The sequence below is a fragment of the Longitalea arenae genome, assembly GCF_016924755.1.
Classification (GTDB): Bacteria; Bacteroidota; Bacteroidia; order Chitinophagales; family Chitinophagaceae; genus Niastella; species Niastella arenae.
In genome coordinates, this window is sequence record NZ_JAFFJX010000002.1 from 389,571 (window position 1) to 404,087 (window position 14,517).

General features: G+C 45.7%; 14 protein-coding genes. 6 read left to right on the forward strand and 8 right to left on the reverse strand.

The window, feature by feature from the left end; translation table 11 throughout:
- Positions 1 to 46 precede the first annotated feature (46 nt).
- Positions 47 to 814, forward strand: a complete 768-nt coding sequence (locus JT717_RS06555; RefSeq protein WP_205509398.1) for a ferredoxin--NADP reductase — start codon at positions 47 to 49, stop codon at positions 812 to 814.
- A gap of 224 nt (positions 815 to 1,038) precedes the next feature.
- Here JT717_RS06555 and JT717_RS06560 read toward each other — a convergent pair whose 3' ends face one another.
- From JT717_RS06560 to dtd, 4 genes are all read right to left on the reverse strand, one after another.
- Entirely contained in the window at positions 1,039 to 1,332 is a 294-nt protein-coding gene (locus tag JT717_RS06560; protein WP_205509399.1) for a hypothetical protein, read from the reverse strand.
- 121 nt (positions 1,333 to 1,453) lie between these two features.
- Entirely contained in the window at positions 1,454 to 2,893 is a 1,440-nt protein-coding gene (locus tag JT717_RS06565) for a glycine--tRNA ligase (RefSeq protein WP_205509400.1), read from the reverse strand.
- Positions 2,894 to 3,048: 155 nt separating this feature from the next.
- The gene (locus tag JT717_RS06570; RefSeq protein ID WP_205509401.1) at positions 3,049 to 3,378 is read right to left on the reverse strand and encodes a nucleotide pyrophosphohydrolase; all 330 of its coding nucleotides are present in this window, start codon (positions 3,376 to 3,378) and stop codon (positions 3,049 to 3,051) included.
- Positions 3,379 to 3,479: 101 nt separating this feature from the next.
- Positions 3,480 to 3,932 (reverse strand): D-aminoacyl-tRNA deacylase, encoded by a 453-nt coding sequence (gene dtd / locus JT717_RS06575; RefSeq protein WP_205509402.1) that lies wholly within the window; start codon positions 3,930 to 3,932, stop codon positions 3,480 to 3,482.
- Positions 3,933 to 3,973: 41 nt separating this feature from the next.
- Between dtd and arfB the strand changes: the two genes are divergently transcribed.
- From arfB to JT717_RS06590, 3 genes are read left to right on the forward strand one after another with little or no spacing between them, the layout of a single operon-like run.
- Positions 3,974 to 4,372 (forward strand): alternative ribosome rescue aminoacyl-tRNA hydrolase ArfB, encoded by a 399-nt coding sequence (gene arfB / locus JT717_RS06580; RefSeq protein WP_240347867.1) that lies wholly within the window; start codon positions 3,974 to 3,976, stop codon positions 4,370 to 4,372.
- Between the two features lie 17 nt (positions 4,373 to 4,389).
- Positions 4,390 to 5,196 (forward strand): MbnP family protein, encoded by an 807-nt coding sequence (locus JT717_RS06585; protein WP_205509403.1) that lies wholly within the window; start codon positions 4,390 to 4,392, stop codon positions 5,194 to 5,196.
- 56 nt (positions 5,197 to 5,252) lie between these two features.
- Positions 5,253 to 6,263, forward strand: a complete 1,011-nt coding sequence (locus tag JT717_RS06590; RefSeq protein ID WP_240347868.1) for a cytochrome-c peroxidase — start codon at positions 5,253 to 5,255, stop codon at positions 6,261 to 6,263.
- 153 nt (positions 6,264 to 6,416) lie between these two features.
- Here the strand turns inward: JT717_RS06590 and JT717_RS06595 are convergent, their stop codons facing one another.
- Positions 6,417 to 7,094, reverse strand: a complete 678-nt coding sequence (locus JT717_RS06595) for a hypothetical protein (RefSeq protein WP_205509405.1) — start codon at positions 7,092 to 7,094, stop codon at positions 6,417 to 6,419.
- 285 nt (positions 7,095 to 7,379) lie between these two features.
- On the opposite strand from JT717_RS06595, the gene JT717_RS06600 reads away from it, so the two are divergent.
- Positions 7,380 to 8,891: an oligosaccharide flippase family protein gene (locus JT717_RS06600; RefSeq protein WP_205509406.1), complete on the forward strand. Its 1,512-nt coding sequence runs from the start codon at positions 7,380 to 7,382 to the stop codon at positions 8,889 to 8,891.
- Between the two features lie 107 nt (positions 8,892 to 8,998).
- Here the strand turns inward: JT717_RS06600 and JT717_RS06605 are convergent, their stop codons facing one another.
- Positions 8,999 to 9,640, reverse strand: coding sequence for an MBL fold metallo-hydrolase (locus JT717_RS06605; RefSeq protein ID WP_205509407.1), 642 nt, complete (start codon positions 9,638 to 9,640; stop codon positions 8,999 to 9,001).
- A gap of 73 nt (positions 9,641 to 9,713) precedes the next feature.
- Between JT717_RS06605 and JT717_RS06610 the strand changes: the two genes are divergently transcribed.
- A complete protein-coding gene (locus tag JT717_RS06610) occupies positions 9,714 to 13,235 on the forward strand; it encodes a hypothetical protein (RefSeq protein ID WP_205509408.1) in 3,522 nt (1,173 codons plus the stop codon).
- A gap of 167 nt (positions 13,236 to 13,402) precedes the next feature.
- On the opposite strand, the gene JT717_RS06615 is transcribed toward JT717_RS06610, so the two are convergent.
- Complete coding sequence (locus JT717_RS06615; RefSeq protein ID WP_205509409.1) at positions 13,403 to 14,113, reverse strand: DUF1361 domain-containing protein; 711 nt, start codon at positions 14,111 to 14,113, stop codon at positions 13,403 to 13,405.
- Position 14,114: 1 nt separating this feature from the next.
- The gene (locus JT717_RS06620; RefSeq protein ID WP_205509410.1) at positions 14,115 to 14,489 is read right to left on the reverse strand and encodes a diacylglycerol kinase family protein; all 375 of its coding nucleotides are present in this window, start codon (positions 14,487 to 14,489) and stop codon (positions 14,115 to 14,117) included.
- Positions 14,490 to 14,517 lie beyond the last annotated feature (28 nt).

A 14,517-nucleotide genomic window follows, 5' to 3' on the forward strand; every position in this document is an offset into this window, starting at 1 on the left:
CCATAAATCGACTAACTTATGACGAGTTATCAAAATTGCAAACCATATGTCTCTTATCTGGCAAACCGGTAAGGTGATCCGCATCGTTAATGAAACCAGTAATACAAGAAGGTATTGGATAGAAGTGCCCGACATGCCGAAATTTGATTTTGAGCCGGGTCAGTTCGTTACGCTCGATCTTCCCATTCATGAAAAGCCCAATAAGCGCTGGCGCAGTTACTCCATTGCTTCCTGGCCCGATGGGTCGAATGTTTTTGAGCTGGTGATCGTTTTACTGGAAGGCGGGGCCGGCACTACCTGGCTTTTTAATGAGGTAAAAGAGGGAGATACACTTACATTCCGCGGTCCGCAGGGCAAATTCACCCTGCCTGAACCCATTGACCGCGACCTGTTTTTTATTTGTACCGGTACAGGCATAGCCCCTTTCAGGTCTATGGCGCATCATATTTTGAACCATAATATCAGCCATCAGAACATCTACCTGATCTTTGGCTGCAGAAAACTGACCGACAGTTTATATGGAAAAGAAATGCAGGAGCTGTCGGAAAAGGTAAGCAGCTTCCAATATATTCCTACGTATTCGAGGGAAGTGCCCGAAAACCAGCACCACCTGATCCGTACCGGTTATGTGCATGCCATTTATGAGGAGATCTGCCGGAACAACAGCGCCGGAGCTGGTTCTTCAGAAGCGGGGAGCCCCCGGCCGGCCTATTTTTATTTATGTGGCTGGAAGAATATGATCGATGAGGCGAAAGAGCGCATCCAGGCGCTGGGTTATGACCGTAAAGCCATACACCTGGAGTTATACGGTTAGTGTATAATACATAGTCATGACGCGATCTCTCCATCTGACGATCAAAAAATTATCGTTCAGGATGATTTCTTGATACATATCAAGCAAAAAAAGGGCGTTCACCGGATCTTTCCGGATGTTATTGGTTGTAAATTCTAATAGAGATTCAAAAGGATGCTGGTGAAAATAGTGCAGGACAAAGGAGATACAAGAGATCAGAAACGGGAATGAACAGGGCAGGATGTTTACTTGGTTCCGGCTGATTTATCCTGCAGCTTGTCTGATTTTTTCTCCTCTTTAGCCGTGATCGGAATTACAGGAATGTTGGATGAGCCTTTGAGCTTGTCTTCCAGCTCTAATCTTTCTTTCTGTAATTCAAGGATTTCTGCATGACTGGCCATCATTTCCTTCTCCAGTTCGAAGATCCGCTTCTTTTGTTTTTTCAACCGGGCGCTGCGGAGCAGGAAGCCCGTGGCAAATGCAATCACTATAATGCCGGCCAGTACGGGAACGTCAATTAATAGTTTAATTAAAAGCATAGGCTAGCCATTTGATTCACATGGTTTGTTTTAAGGAGATAACAAATATACAAGCTTAGACATAAATTAAAAGAGTAGTTTCCCCATAAAACATTTCAATTAATGCAATGTCTATACCACACTATACTAAGTATTTGGACACTAATTCCCGCACCTGGCTGGCAGGAATACGATCCTGTTGCATGGAATCGCGGTGGCGGATGGTCACTGTTCCGTCTTCTTTGGTTTGCTTATCAATGGTAATGCAGAAGGGCGTGCCGATGGCGTCCATACGACGGTAACGCTTTCCAATCGTGTCTTTTTCCTCGTAAAAACAACGGAAATGCGACTTACAGTTATCCATGATCTCCCGGGCTATTTCGGGCAGGCCATCCTTTTTTACCAATGGCAATACCGCCAGTTTTATGGGCGCCAGTTTTGGTGGGATCTTCAATACAACCCGGCTGTCTTGCTTTTCAGGCGTACTCAGGTCTTCTTCGGTATAAGCTTCGCTTAGTACCATCATGATGGTCCTGTCAAGCCCTACGGAAGTTTCCACTACATAAGGAATATAGTTCTGGTTGATCTCTGCATCGAAATACTGTATTTTCTTTTTGCTGTACTCCTGGTGATTGCGCAAATCGAAGTCAGTACGGGAATGGATACCTTCCAGTTCCTTAAAACCGATGGGGAATTCGTATTCTATATCGCAGGCGGCATCAGCATAGTGAGCCAGCTTTACGTGATCATGAAAACGGAATTTTTCTTTAGGGATTCCCAGGCTCAGGTGCCATTTCATACGCTCCTCTTTCCAGTAGTCGTACCACTCTTTCTGAGAACCGGGACGAATAAAGAACTGCATTTCCATCTGTTCAAATTCGCGCATGCGGAAAATGAACTGGCGGGCAACGATCTCATTCCGGAAAGCTTTGCCGGTTTGGGCGATCCCAAAGGGGATCTTCATGCGGCCGGTCTTTTGTACGTTCAGGAAATTCACAAAAATACCCTGGGCAGTTTCAGGCCGCAGGTAAATTTCGCTGGCTTCCTCAGATACACTTCCCAGCTGGGTGCTGAACATCAGGTTGAACTGACGTACTTCCGTCCAGTTTTTAGTACCGCTGATGGCACATTTTATATTAGCGTCTTCAATAAGCTTTTTTAAACCTTCATAGTCATTGGCAGCCAGTAACTTATCCATTGTGGCCAGGAGGGCGTCGGCTTCGGCTTTTTTACCTTCTTTTTCCAGTTCATCAGCTTTTGCTTCGAGCAGGTGATCTACCCGGTAGCGTTTTTTACTGTCCTTATTATCGATCATGGGATCGCTGAAATTATCCACGTGACCGCTGGCCTTCCAGGTGGTGGGATGCATAAAAATGGCAGCATCGATACCCACAATGTTCTCATGCATCTGGGTCATGCTCTTCCACCAGTAATCGCGGATATTTTTTTTGAGCTCGCTACCCCACTGGCCATAATCGTAAACCGCGCTGAGCCCGTCGTAAATTTCACTGGACTGAAAAATAAAACCGTATTCTTTACAATGCGAAATAATTGCCTGGAACCTGTTGTTATCTGTTGCCATAAGGATGCAAATATAATAGTTGATCAGTTAATAGAGTTAACAAGTTGACAAGGACTTTTCATCCCAGCATTTCCGGCCGGACAGGAAAAAGTTCGCACGCGTGAGCTTTTTTTGCCCCCGGCAAACCTGTCAACTTTACAACGACATCAACTTCATCAACTATTCAGCTTGGGATTATCTTTATGCCTGTTAGCATCCCGAATATTCTTTTTCTCAAAATTCTTTTGCAGTGCTTCGGTGAGATCGACGCCGGTTTGGTTGGCCAGGCAGATAAGCACCCATAATACATCGGCCATTTCATCGGCCAGGTCTTTATGTTTATCACTTTCCTTGAACGACTGATCGCCATATTTACGGGCCATGATGCGCGCGAGTTCGCCAACTTCTTCAGTAAGTATAGCCATATTGGTTAGTTCGCTGAAGTAACGAACGCCTACGGTCTTTATCCAGTGATCAACCTGTTGTTGCGCTTCTTTGATTTCCATATTGTGAATGGTGAATGGGGTGAATATATCGTGGCTCTTAAGGCTCGCTCTTGGTTTTCTCAGCAAATTAGCATATTAGACAATTATCACATTAGCATTTTTTATTCTTTATTTTTTGTGTCGATAACGATCGTTACCGGTCCGTCATTTAACAGAGACACCTTCATATCGGCGCCAAACTCACCGGTGAACACGGGTTTGCCAAGATCCGCTTGCAGTTGCTGCACAAATTGCTCGTATAAGGGAATGGCAATGGGTGGTTTGGATGCTTTGATATACGAGGGCCGGTTTCCTTTTTTGGTAGAAGCATGTAAGGTGAACTGGCTTACGACGAGGATGTCGCCACCCTGTTCTTTTACCGATTCATTCATAACGCCCATGACATCATTAAAAATACGCAGGTTAATGATCTTGCCGCTCAGCCATTCGATGTCTTCCCTGCTATCGCTGTCTTCAATTCCTACCAAAACAAGCAAACCCTTTGAAATGGCAGCACGTATATTATCATTGATCACAACATTCGCCTGCGTTACCCGTTGTATTACCGCTCGCATAGTACCTGTAAATTAGTTTTACCTTTATGAAATGAAGATAGATGTTTCAAGAGAAATTCAATTTAAAACTGCGCGTAGCGGTGGTAAAGGGGGGGCAGAACGTAAACAAAGTGGAGACCATGGTGGAGGGTTATTTTCATATATCTAATTCACTGATTTTAAGTGATGAACAAAAAGCAACTGTTCAAAAGAAATTGGCAACAAAAATAAATTCGGAAGGGTTTTTGCAAGTAAGAAGCCAGGTTCACCGCAGCCAGTTGCAGAACAAGGAAGAGGTGGTAAAAAAATTAAATACGTTAATAGAACAGGCTTTAAAAAAAGAAAAAAAACGGATCGCCACTAAACCTTCGAAAGCAGCCAAGGAAAAGCGGCTTGAAACGAAACAGAAACAATCACAACACAAAAACAACCGCCGAAAGATCCGGCCCGGCGATTTGTAAGCGTAACACCGAATGCTATGAAACTGACTCAACAACTGCACCGTGTTAATTTTCCCAAATTATGTATTGCCTTACTCTTGGGCACAACAGTTCTTTCCTGCCAGAAGGAATTACACTTCGACGCAGAACCTAAAAAAGAACACAACCTTATTCTGAAATTTAAACCCGTGGTTCAATATGATTCTGTTCCCTTAGAACTGGGAAAAACATATACCAACTATTTTAAGGAACCATATACCCCCACCGCTTTCAAATTCTATATTCACAATTTTGAAATGATCAATACCGATTCAGGTAGAACATTCAAACTTGCAAACGATAAATATTACCTGGTTGATTTCGCAGATTCAGCATCTACGGAAATTAAAATATCTATTTTTCCATACGTATATAACCGGATCTCCTTTACTATTGGCGTAGATAGCGCCGATAATGTCAGCGGCGCCCAGGCCGACGCGCTTGATCCTGCCCATGGAATGTTCTGGACCTGGAACACGGGGTATATCATGGCAAAACTGGAAGGAACTTCGCCCAGATCGCCGCAAGCTGGTAAATTTGAATATCACATCGGCGGCTTCACGGCAGCTGAAAGTGTCATTAAAAAGGTGGAATTATTATTCCCCTATGCGCAAAACCTGGATCTGAAGCCTGGCCAGGAAAGCCTGATGTACATTACCTGCGATGCCAATGACTGGTTCTATAACCCCTGGGATATAAAAATTTCCCAAACGCCGGTAGTTACTACCCCGGGCCAGCTGGCAATGCAGGTTGCTGAAAATTATAAAAAAATGTTTACGGTAGACTCTGTGTTCAATCAACAGTAGCTGCTGTGTTCGATGAATAAATTGTGGCTGTTAGATGGACGATAAGAATTTGTTTATTGCTTTTATCGGGATGCCTGCTGGTAAATGCCTGTAAAAAATCGGGCGATGGCAACAGCGGTCCACACCCGCTTGACCTGGAAATACCAGCAGGATTCCCTGCCCCGCAATACTCCTTTACCGGTAATCCCCTCACGCAGGAGGGGTTTGAGCTGGGCAGGAAATTATTTTATGATGGCCGCCTGTCAAAAGACGGCAATTTCCCCTGTGCTTCCTGCCACCAGCAATTTGCCGCTTTTGCCACCTTTGATCATCCATTGAGCCATGGCTTCGATAACCAGTTCACGCTGCGCAATGCGCCTGGTCTTTTCAACCTCGCCTGGCTGAAAGAAATGCACTGGGATGGAGGTATTACCAACATGGAAGTACAGCCGCTGGCGCCCATCACCGCTCCCAATGAAATGGCTGAGGACGTGAATAACGTCATTAAAAAGCTGGAGCAGGACGATCACTATCCCCGCCTGTTCGCTGCTGCATTCGGCGATGCCACCATCAACAGCCAGCGGATGCTGTTGGCGCTTACACAATTTGTAGGCTCGATGGTTTCGGCCAATTCAAAATATGATAAAGTAAAACAGGGAGCGGCCAGTTTTTCACTGACAGAGCAAAACGGGTATACGCTTTTTCAATCGAAATGCGCCAGCTGCCACCCCGAGCCATTATTTACCGATAACAGTTTTCGCAACGTAGGCCTGCCGGTTGACCCATTCATTAATGATCATGGCAGAATGCGCATTACGAATAAACGGGAAGATTCCCTGAAATTTAAGGTGCCCAGCCTGCGCAATGTTGCCCTTACCTTTCCCTATGAGCACGATGGCCGTTTTTCAAGCATCACCAGTGTGCTCGACCATTACAGCAGCGGCATACAGCCAGGCCCTACACTTGACCCGCTGTTAAAAAATAAGATCCCGCTCACCAATGCCGAAAAATTCTACCTGCTCGAATTCCTGAAAACACTTACCGATTCCAGCTTCATCAATGATAAAAGATTTGCCCAGCCTAAATGATCAGTGTGCATGATATCACGCAATCGCCAAGGGGCAGCATCTGCCATAAAAAACGCGGCACACCGGAGTGTACCGCGCTGTAAAAGATGTATCAGATAGCCAGTTACCATCAGTTTGATGATGCCTTGTTGCCTCTATGCCGCTGTGCCTTTTTTATTGCTTGCTCAGCTTGGCGCCCTGGCTAACTTCTTTCTTATTCAAAATAACATTCAGGGCGTCTTTCTGCCGGTTCAGATCCTCCGTTTGCATTAACTGGTCATTCTTGTTCTGGGCGATCTTCTCCTGCAGGTTCTTTAACCTTTTTTCGAGATCATACTGATCATCTTTCAGGTTCAGCAGTTTCTTTTCAGACTTCTTCACCACCTCTTCCTGTTGTTTAATTTGAACATCCAGGTTGAAGGCATCGATATAAGGAGCCATCCTGTTCAACAGTTCTTTTGAATCACTGATCTTGAAACGGTCGTCGGAAGTACGGGCGCCTACATTCTCGCCGGGACGGCCGATCAACAGGTACACCACGCTGGTCTCACGTTCTTTGAAGATCTTACGGTCTACCTTGAAATATACATCAACGATTTCAGGATCCGTGTCGTCGAGGCGGGCGTTGCGATAAACATCAAAGCTTTTAGCGCGGTCGCTTTTGCCTCCTTTTTTTCCCATATACTCTTTGATGGCATCCTCTACCACCTCGGCAGTATAAGGGAATTCGATGGTGGCGGCTATTTTATCGCTTTTCTGGTATTCAATTTTCGTTTCGCCGGATTGCGAAAAAACGGGCGTACTGCAGGTAATAACGGTCACAAGGACCATTAAGGGTAATGACACTTTCATAGTGATCGGATTTTGAAGCTTAAATATACAATGCGGCGGCAAAGATAGCAATAGTAGCCTTATAAAATCATTATACACATTCGGGCTACCCGGGGGCGGCAGAATGTTTTAATCAGGTTCTAATCCGGCAGCTGAAGGCATGGCAATCAATGGTCCTATATATAAACCGGATTTACGGGCATTTATATTGTTATTTCCAGGCTATATCGGGCATAAACAGGCTGCTTCTGCAAGGATATTATTACCGAACCCTTAATTTTGACCATTCATTTTAAATAAACATCATTGAGCGGTATAAAAAAATTAGCGGGGCAAACATTGTGGTATGGGGTCAGTAGTATATTTGCCCGTTTCCTGAATTACCTGCTTACTCCGTACCTGACTTACAAACTCAGTGGCTCAGGCTATGGAGAGATGAGCCTGGTATATGCATCCATTCCATTTTTAAATACTATTTTTCTTTTTGGCCTTGATACTGCCTATTTCAGGTATGTTCAAAAGGAGGAGTACGCTAAAAACATTTACAATACCCTTTCTATTTCGATTTTCACCAGTACTTTTTTCTTATCGGCGCTGCTTATACTTTTTAATGATTCATTTGCCCACCTGGTATCCATCGAGGACCACCCGGAATATATAACCTTAAGCATATTGATCATTGCCTTCGATGCCTTGTCGGCCCTGCCATTTGCCAAACTGAGGCAGGAAAACCGGCCGGTTAAATTCGCCATGGTTCGGGTAACGGGTATTCTGATCAATATCGCTGTGATCTATTTCTTTCTGTCGGTTTGCCCCCGGCTGCTGGAACAAAATGCCAATAGTCCGCTCCTGCTGGTTTACAATAAAGATTTTGGGGTAGGTTATGTGTTGCTGGCTAATGCCATTCAATCTTTTTACCAGCTTATCATATTACGAAAAGAATTATTCGCCTTCGATCTCAAGTTTGACCTTTCGGTATGGAAGGAGGTAATGGTGTATGCCTTACCACTGGCCTTTGCCAATTTTGCCGGCATGATCAACGAAACATTCGACCGGATCATGTTGGGCTGGTGGGCACCGGTTCAAAACCAGGAGGCTGCCCGCTTTGAAGTGGGTACCTACAGCGCCTGTTATAAACTGGCCATCCTCATCTCACTTTTTATCCAGGCCTTCCGCATGGGCGCCGAACCATTTTTCTTTAAACAGGCCACCCAGGAAGATGCGCCCCGAACTTATGCCCGGGTTATGAAATTCTTCGTGATCACCATTACCCTCATGTTCCTGGTAGTGGCGCTTTACCTGGATGTATGGAAACATTTTATTCAAAATGAAGCCATGTGGAAAGGGCTTTCAGTAGTGCCCATTCTGTTATTTGCGAATATGTTCCTGGGCATTTATTATAATCTGAGCATCTGGTATAAGTTATCACAGAAAACCTCGGCCGGCGCCTGGATCACGCTCATCGGGGCCTTTATTACCCTGGGAATTAATGCGGCTTTTATTCCCCGGTTCAGTTATATGGCCTGTGCCTGGGCTACTTTTTTCTGCTACGGAAGCATGATGGCTATTTCATACATATGGGGACAAAAAAAATATCCGATCCCCTACGCTACCAAAAAGCTTTGCGCTTATATGGTAATAGTAGCCATTTTATATTTTATTCATCGTGGCATCACCGGCTGGTGGCCCGTCTCCTGGTTGAATTTCACCCTGGCAACCCTGTTCACGCTTGGCTACCTCGTATTCATACTTCGGATAGAGCGCAAGGAATTCAGCAGACTGCCTTATGTTGGAAAAATGATCTACAAATTCATATAGGATTTAGAGATTTCTGATTTAGAGATTTCTGATTTCGGGATTTTGAGATTTCGGGATTTACGGATTTTTAAATCCTAAATCCCAAAATCACAATCAGCAATCGGTACTTAGTCCCTGAGGAAAGGATTATGCTTTTTCTCATACCCGATGGTCGTTTGGGGGCCGTGGCCCGGGTACACTACCGTTTCGTCGGGTAAAACAAATAACTGGCTGCGGATGCTGGCAAGAAGGGTTTCCAGGTTTCCGCCCGGCAGGTCGGTTCGGCCAATGCTTTGCTGAAACAATACATCGCCGCCAAGCACAAACTGCTGCGCCTGACAATAAAATGCAATATGTCCGGGCGAATGACCAGGCGTAAACAGTACCTGTAATGTATCGTTACCCAACGCTAGGGTATCACCTTCGCGTAAAAAGATAAGGTCGCCTTTGTAATTATCGAAGGGCAGCCCCCAGGATACAGCAAAGGTTGGCGCATATTCCAGCAGTGGCTTTTCTTTTTCATGCAAATGAAGGGTGAGTCCCCAGGTATCGTGGATGAACTTGTTTCCGAATACGTGGTCTAAATGACAATGGGTATTTAACAAATATTTAGGCGTGAGGCCGGAAGTTTGTATAAATTCTTTTAATTCATTGCGTTCATTGCCGAAATAGCAGCCGGGGTCGATAAAGCAGCATTCGCCCGTCTCGTTATGCACCACATACGTATTCTCCTGAACCGGACTAAATGTAAAAGATGTAACTGTTAGCATACTCGTACCTTATTATAATTGATTTTCGCGGTATTATGGATTGTTTTAACTTTAAAACATTTAAAGACAGGCTATGCAATTTCATCAGATTCAGCCAAAGACAAAAGTATTTTATTCGTTCCCTTTACTACTTGCCTTGTTACTGCCATCCGTACTATTCGCCCAGGTGAATACTGTGGAGTTTGGAAAAAACCGGGTTCAGTACCGTAAATTCAAATGGCAATATTACCAGACTACCAATTTCAATACATATTTCTATGAAAATGGTCAAACCATCGCTAACTATGTAGCACAGGTGGCTGAAAGTGAATTGCCCGGTCTGGAACAATTTGTAGAATACGGCCTGCAACGCCGCGCCAATATTGTTATATACAATCATTTTGATGAATTACGGCAATCGAATATCGGCCTGAACCTCGACTGGCAAACAACCGGGGGAACCACCAAGCTGGTGAATAACAAAATGGTGATCTACTTCGATGGCGATCATTCGAAATTGCGCAAACAGATCCGGCAGGGTATTGCCCGTATCCTGGTAGATAATATCCTTTTCGGTGACGACCTGGGTGAGTTTGCTACCAACCAGGCATTGCTCGACCTTCCCAAATGGCTGGTTGACGGTTACGTTGATTATGTTGCTGAAGAATGGAGCCCCGAATACGATAATGAGTTGAAACTGGCCCTGCTTTCAGGCGAATACCGTAACTTTTACCAGTTGGCTTATGAAAAGCCGCTATTGGCCGGACACGCATTCTGGCATTACCTGGCTGAAAAATATAAAAAAGAGAACGTCACCTACTTCTTATACCTGTCGCGGGTGTACCGCAACCTGAACAGCGCCTCTCAACGCATAGCCAAAAAGAAGTTCAAGGAAGTGCTGAAGGATTTCATGATGGAGAGAACGGAATTGTATGAGAAGGACCTGCGCGGACGGCGCGATATCCCTAAAGGAACGGTCGCCATTGTTGAAGAAGTGACCCACAATAAAGACTTTCTTCATTTTACCGCCAACCCGGCGCCCCGCAGTCAAACCTATGCAGTAGTAGAATTTATCAAAGGTCAGTACCGGGTCGTTTTGTGGGATAATATGACAGTTAGAAAGGTGCTGTTAAAAACAGGCGTGCGGGCGAACGAGAACGAGATCAACCCCAATTATCCCCTGCTCGCCTGGGATGGCAAAGGCACCCGCCTCGCCTGCATTTACTGGTCGGAAGGGAAAGTGAACTTGTTCGTGTACGATATGGTAGCCCGCTTCAAACGGGTAAAACAGGTAATACCCCATTTTGAACAGATCCAGGATATGAAGTTCATGCTGAACTCCAATACCCTGCTGTTAAGTGCTGTTCGCAACGGTCAGTCAGACATTTACATTTACGATATCGAAAAAGACACCTACGAGCAGGTTACCAACGATGCTTATGCCGACCTCGACGCAAGTTTTGTAGCCTTCCCCAATAAAACAGGTATCATTTTCTCCAGCAACCGGCCCGACGCTACCACCCGGGGCGGCGATACAGCCGTGGCTTCCCCACGCTTTAATATTTTCCTGACCGACGTTTATAATAAGAGCGAGTTCAGGCAGATCACCCAGTTAACAAAAATGAAGTATGGGAATGCGCGCTTTCCCATGCAGTATAATACCTACCACTTCACTTTTGTAAGTGATGAAACCGGGATCTCCAACCGATTTGCCGGCTTCTTCAACACCGTACGGGCCGGCCTCGATACGGTGGTACTGGTAGGCGACCAGGTATTGCGCAACCCTGATCCCATGGAGATCGATTCAACGCTGAAAGCCTGGGGTAAAACGGAACCCGATTCTGTATTCACTTTTTCAGTGACCAACGATTCGGCCTATGTGTTCCCCATCACCAACTACCAAAGCGCCCTCCTGGAAACCAAAATAGCCGGTTACCAGGGCCAGGTAAGTGAAGTAAGGCAACAGGGAAACCTGAAGTTCTTATATCGCCTAAAAGTAGATGACGCTACACTGCGCAGACGTAATCTTAACCCCCGGCCTACAGAATACCGGCGAAAGACCATTATAGCCGAACAGGCGGCCAGCGGGGCAGCGATACAGTTCAACAAAACAAGCACCCAACCCGATAACCAGAAAGTCAGCGATATTTTTGAGACCGGATTTGAGAAAGAGAAAAAAGACAGTGCTCAGGCACAACCGCCACAACCAGGGAATGTACCCCTGGTACCTACTGTTCCTGACGCCAAAGAAGAGGAAAATGAATCGGTGCTGAAAAAAGCCAAACGATTCGATTATAAACTGAAATTCTCTGTAGACAATTTCACCGGCGGTTTTAACAATGACGTGCTTATCAGCCGCTACCAACCGTATACAGGCGGATTACCGATCGTATTGCAAAGCGGCGGGGCTTTCAACGGTATGCTGAAAGCTTCCATTTTCGATCTGTTCGAAGACATTCGCTTTACGGGCGCAATGCGCCTGCCACTGATCGGTGGCATTGGAACCGGCGCCTCGATTGGCGGTGGCGGTGGCTCCGGCACAAACATTTTTGTACCCGTTAACCAGTCCCTGTTCGATGGCGGCGGCGAGTGGTATGGCCGGGTTGATTACCTGAAAAAGAGGCTCGATTACTCGTTGATCTATTATCGCCGTACCGACCTGGGCAATGTATCCGGCCTGAACGGCACATCAGAAGAGTTCGAAGGAAAATCATATACCAACCTGTACCAGGCGGTGGTCAAATATCCGTTCGACAGGGTACGCAGCATCCGCTTATCTGCCGGTATCCGTACCGATAAAGTGGTGGTGCGTGGTACTCAGTTTGACACGGTAACCCTGAAAACACAGGACCTCAACAAACAAACCTTTGCGGTTACCCGCCTGGAATACGTACATGATGACGCCATTCAAAAAGCAACCAATATCTGGAACGGCTTGCGGTATAAGATCTATATGGACCTCAATGGCCAGATCAGTAAACCATCTGAAGGCAACCTGAAGCCTGGACGTTTCACATATAACTTCGGTTTTGACGGCCGTTATTATTATCCCATTTACCGGAATTTCATTTGGGCCGGCCGTGTAGCAGGCGATTTCTCGTGGGGCAGCCAGAAAATCGTTTACTATCTGGGTGGTGTAGATGGCTGGATGTTCCCCAAATACAGTGAGAATCCGAGGCCAGCGGATCCTACGTACGCCTTCCAGTCACTGGCAGTGAATATGCGCGGTTTCCCGCAAAACGTGGCCAATGGTAATAATGCGGTGATCATCAACAGCGAATTCCGCTTACCGGTCTTTTCTACCCTGTTCAATAAACCGATCAACAATGCCTTCCTGCGCAATTTCCAGCTTATACAGTTCATCGACCTGGGCAGCGCCTGGAACGGTACCTACAGCAAACTGGCAAGACCACAGGTGGTATATACAAACCCTGATATTCCACAAACACAGGTGCTCATCAAAGCCGGTGGCATAGGACCTTTTGTTGGCGGTTATGGATTTGGCGCCCGCAGCACCCTGCTGGGTTATTTCCTTCGCCTCGATGCGGGCTGGGAAATGAATGTGTTCTTCAAAGGAAAACCCTATTTACATTTTGCCATGGGTGTAGACTTTTAATTGCCGTTAACAACAATACTTAAAGCCCCCGGAAAACCGGGGGCTTTTTATTTTACAGGTAACTGATCAAAAAAATAAGGCGCTATGAGAACAAAGCGCCTTTTTGTGGATAAACCAACCGCTATATTGGAAGGGCTCGCGCATGCGGAGCACGTATAGCGTCTGGATCAGTGAATAGCTTTATGCAATCTTTTTATGGTGAGGTATACAAGCGTCATAAAAACCGAGAAACAGGCAACCATGCCCCAGGCATACACATGCTGTACCGGATGTAAGAACATTTTTACCAAATAAGCCACAACGCCCAGGGGATTGGTAATGATATTCCAGCTATTGAAGCGGGGATAACGGCCCATATAAACGCCCAATGCATTTAAAAACATGATAGGATAAATGAATAACAGCTCATGTTTGCCCCGTAAGTATGGCTGGATCATTTTTTCCATTTGCCGTACCGATAAAACGCCGAGCAACAACCCATTCCAGGCAAAAGAAATGATCAATGCCAGATCGAACCAATTGGGCACATTGTGATATTTTCCCAAATGAAAAAGATCGGTAAGAATGTAAAATGAGTTAGGGACAAACAGCAGCCATACGAATGAGATCATGGCAAACTTCCCGGGCTGGGCCTGCAAGGCCGGCCGCTTTTGCAACCACGACGAGATCATATAGGGCAGCCAGGCCAGGAAAAGATTCCAGTTCATGAAGATGAAGGTGAACCGGTCGGTATACACAATGCGCGCCAGCACAAGGGCGATACTAAAGGCCATTGACAGGGCCAGCATGCGATCTATTTCACTGCCGGGTAACTTAATTGATGATAAGGCATAGCCATTCGCCGGTTTACCAAAACGTTTTATTTGCGCTAATTTCATTTTAAAATAGTTTGGGAATGAATACAACGAGGCCTACCACCACTGCAGTGAGCGCCGCAATGAGTACGGCGCCGGCAGCGAGGTCTTTAATGAATTTTATTTCAGGGTGCCGCTGATCAGAAACAAAATCCATTACCCGCTCGATACAGGTATTGAACATTTCGGCCACCCAAACAAATCCGATCGCAAATACCAGGGCCAGCAATTCATGTTTCGTAACGCCTACCAGGGCGGCCAGGGTAAATACCACGATGGTAGCCATAAAATGGATCCAGGCATTATGCTCTTTGAGCAAAAAAGCACCCAGTCCCTCAAAGGCAAACCGGAAGCTTCTGATTCTTGACCGGATTGAAAAGTCCTCCTGTTGTGACTTCATAACTTCGTTTTATAAATAGTTAATAATC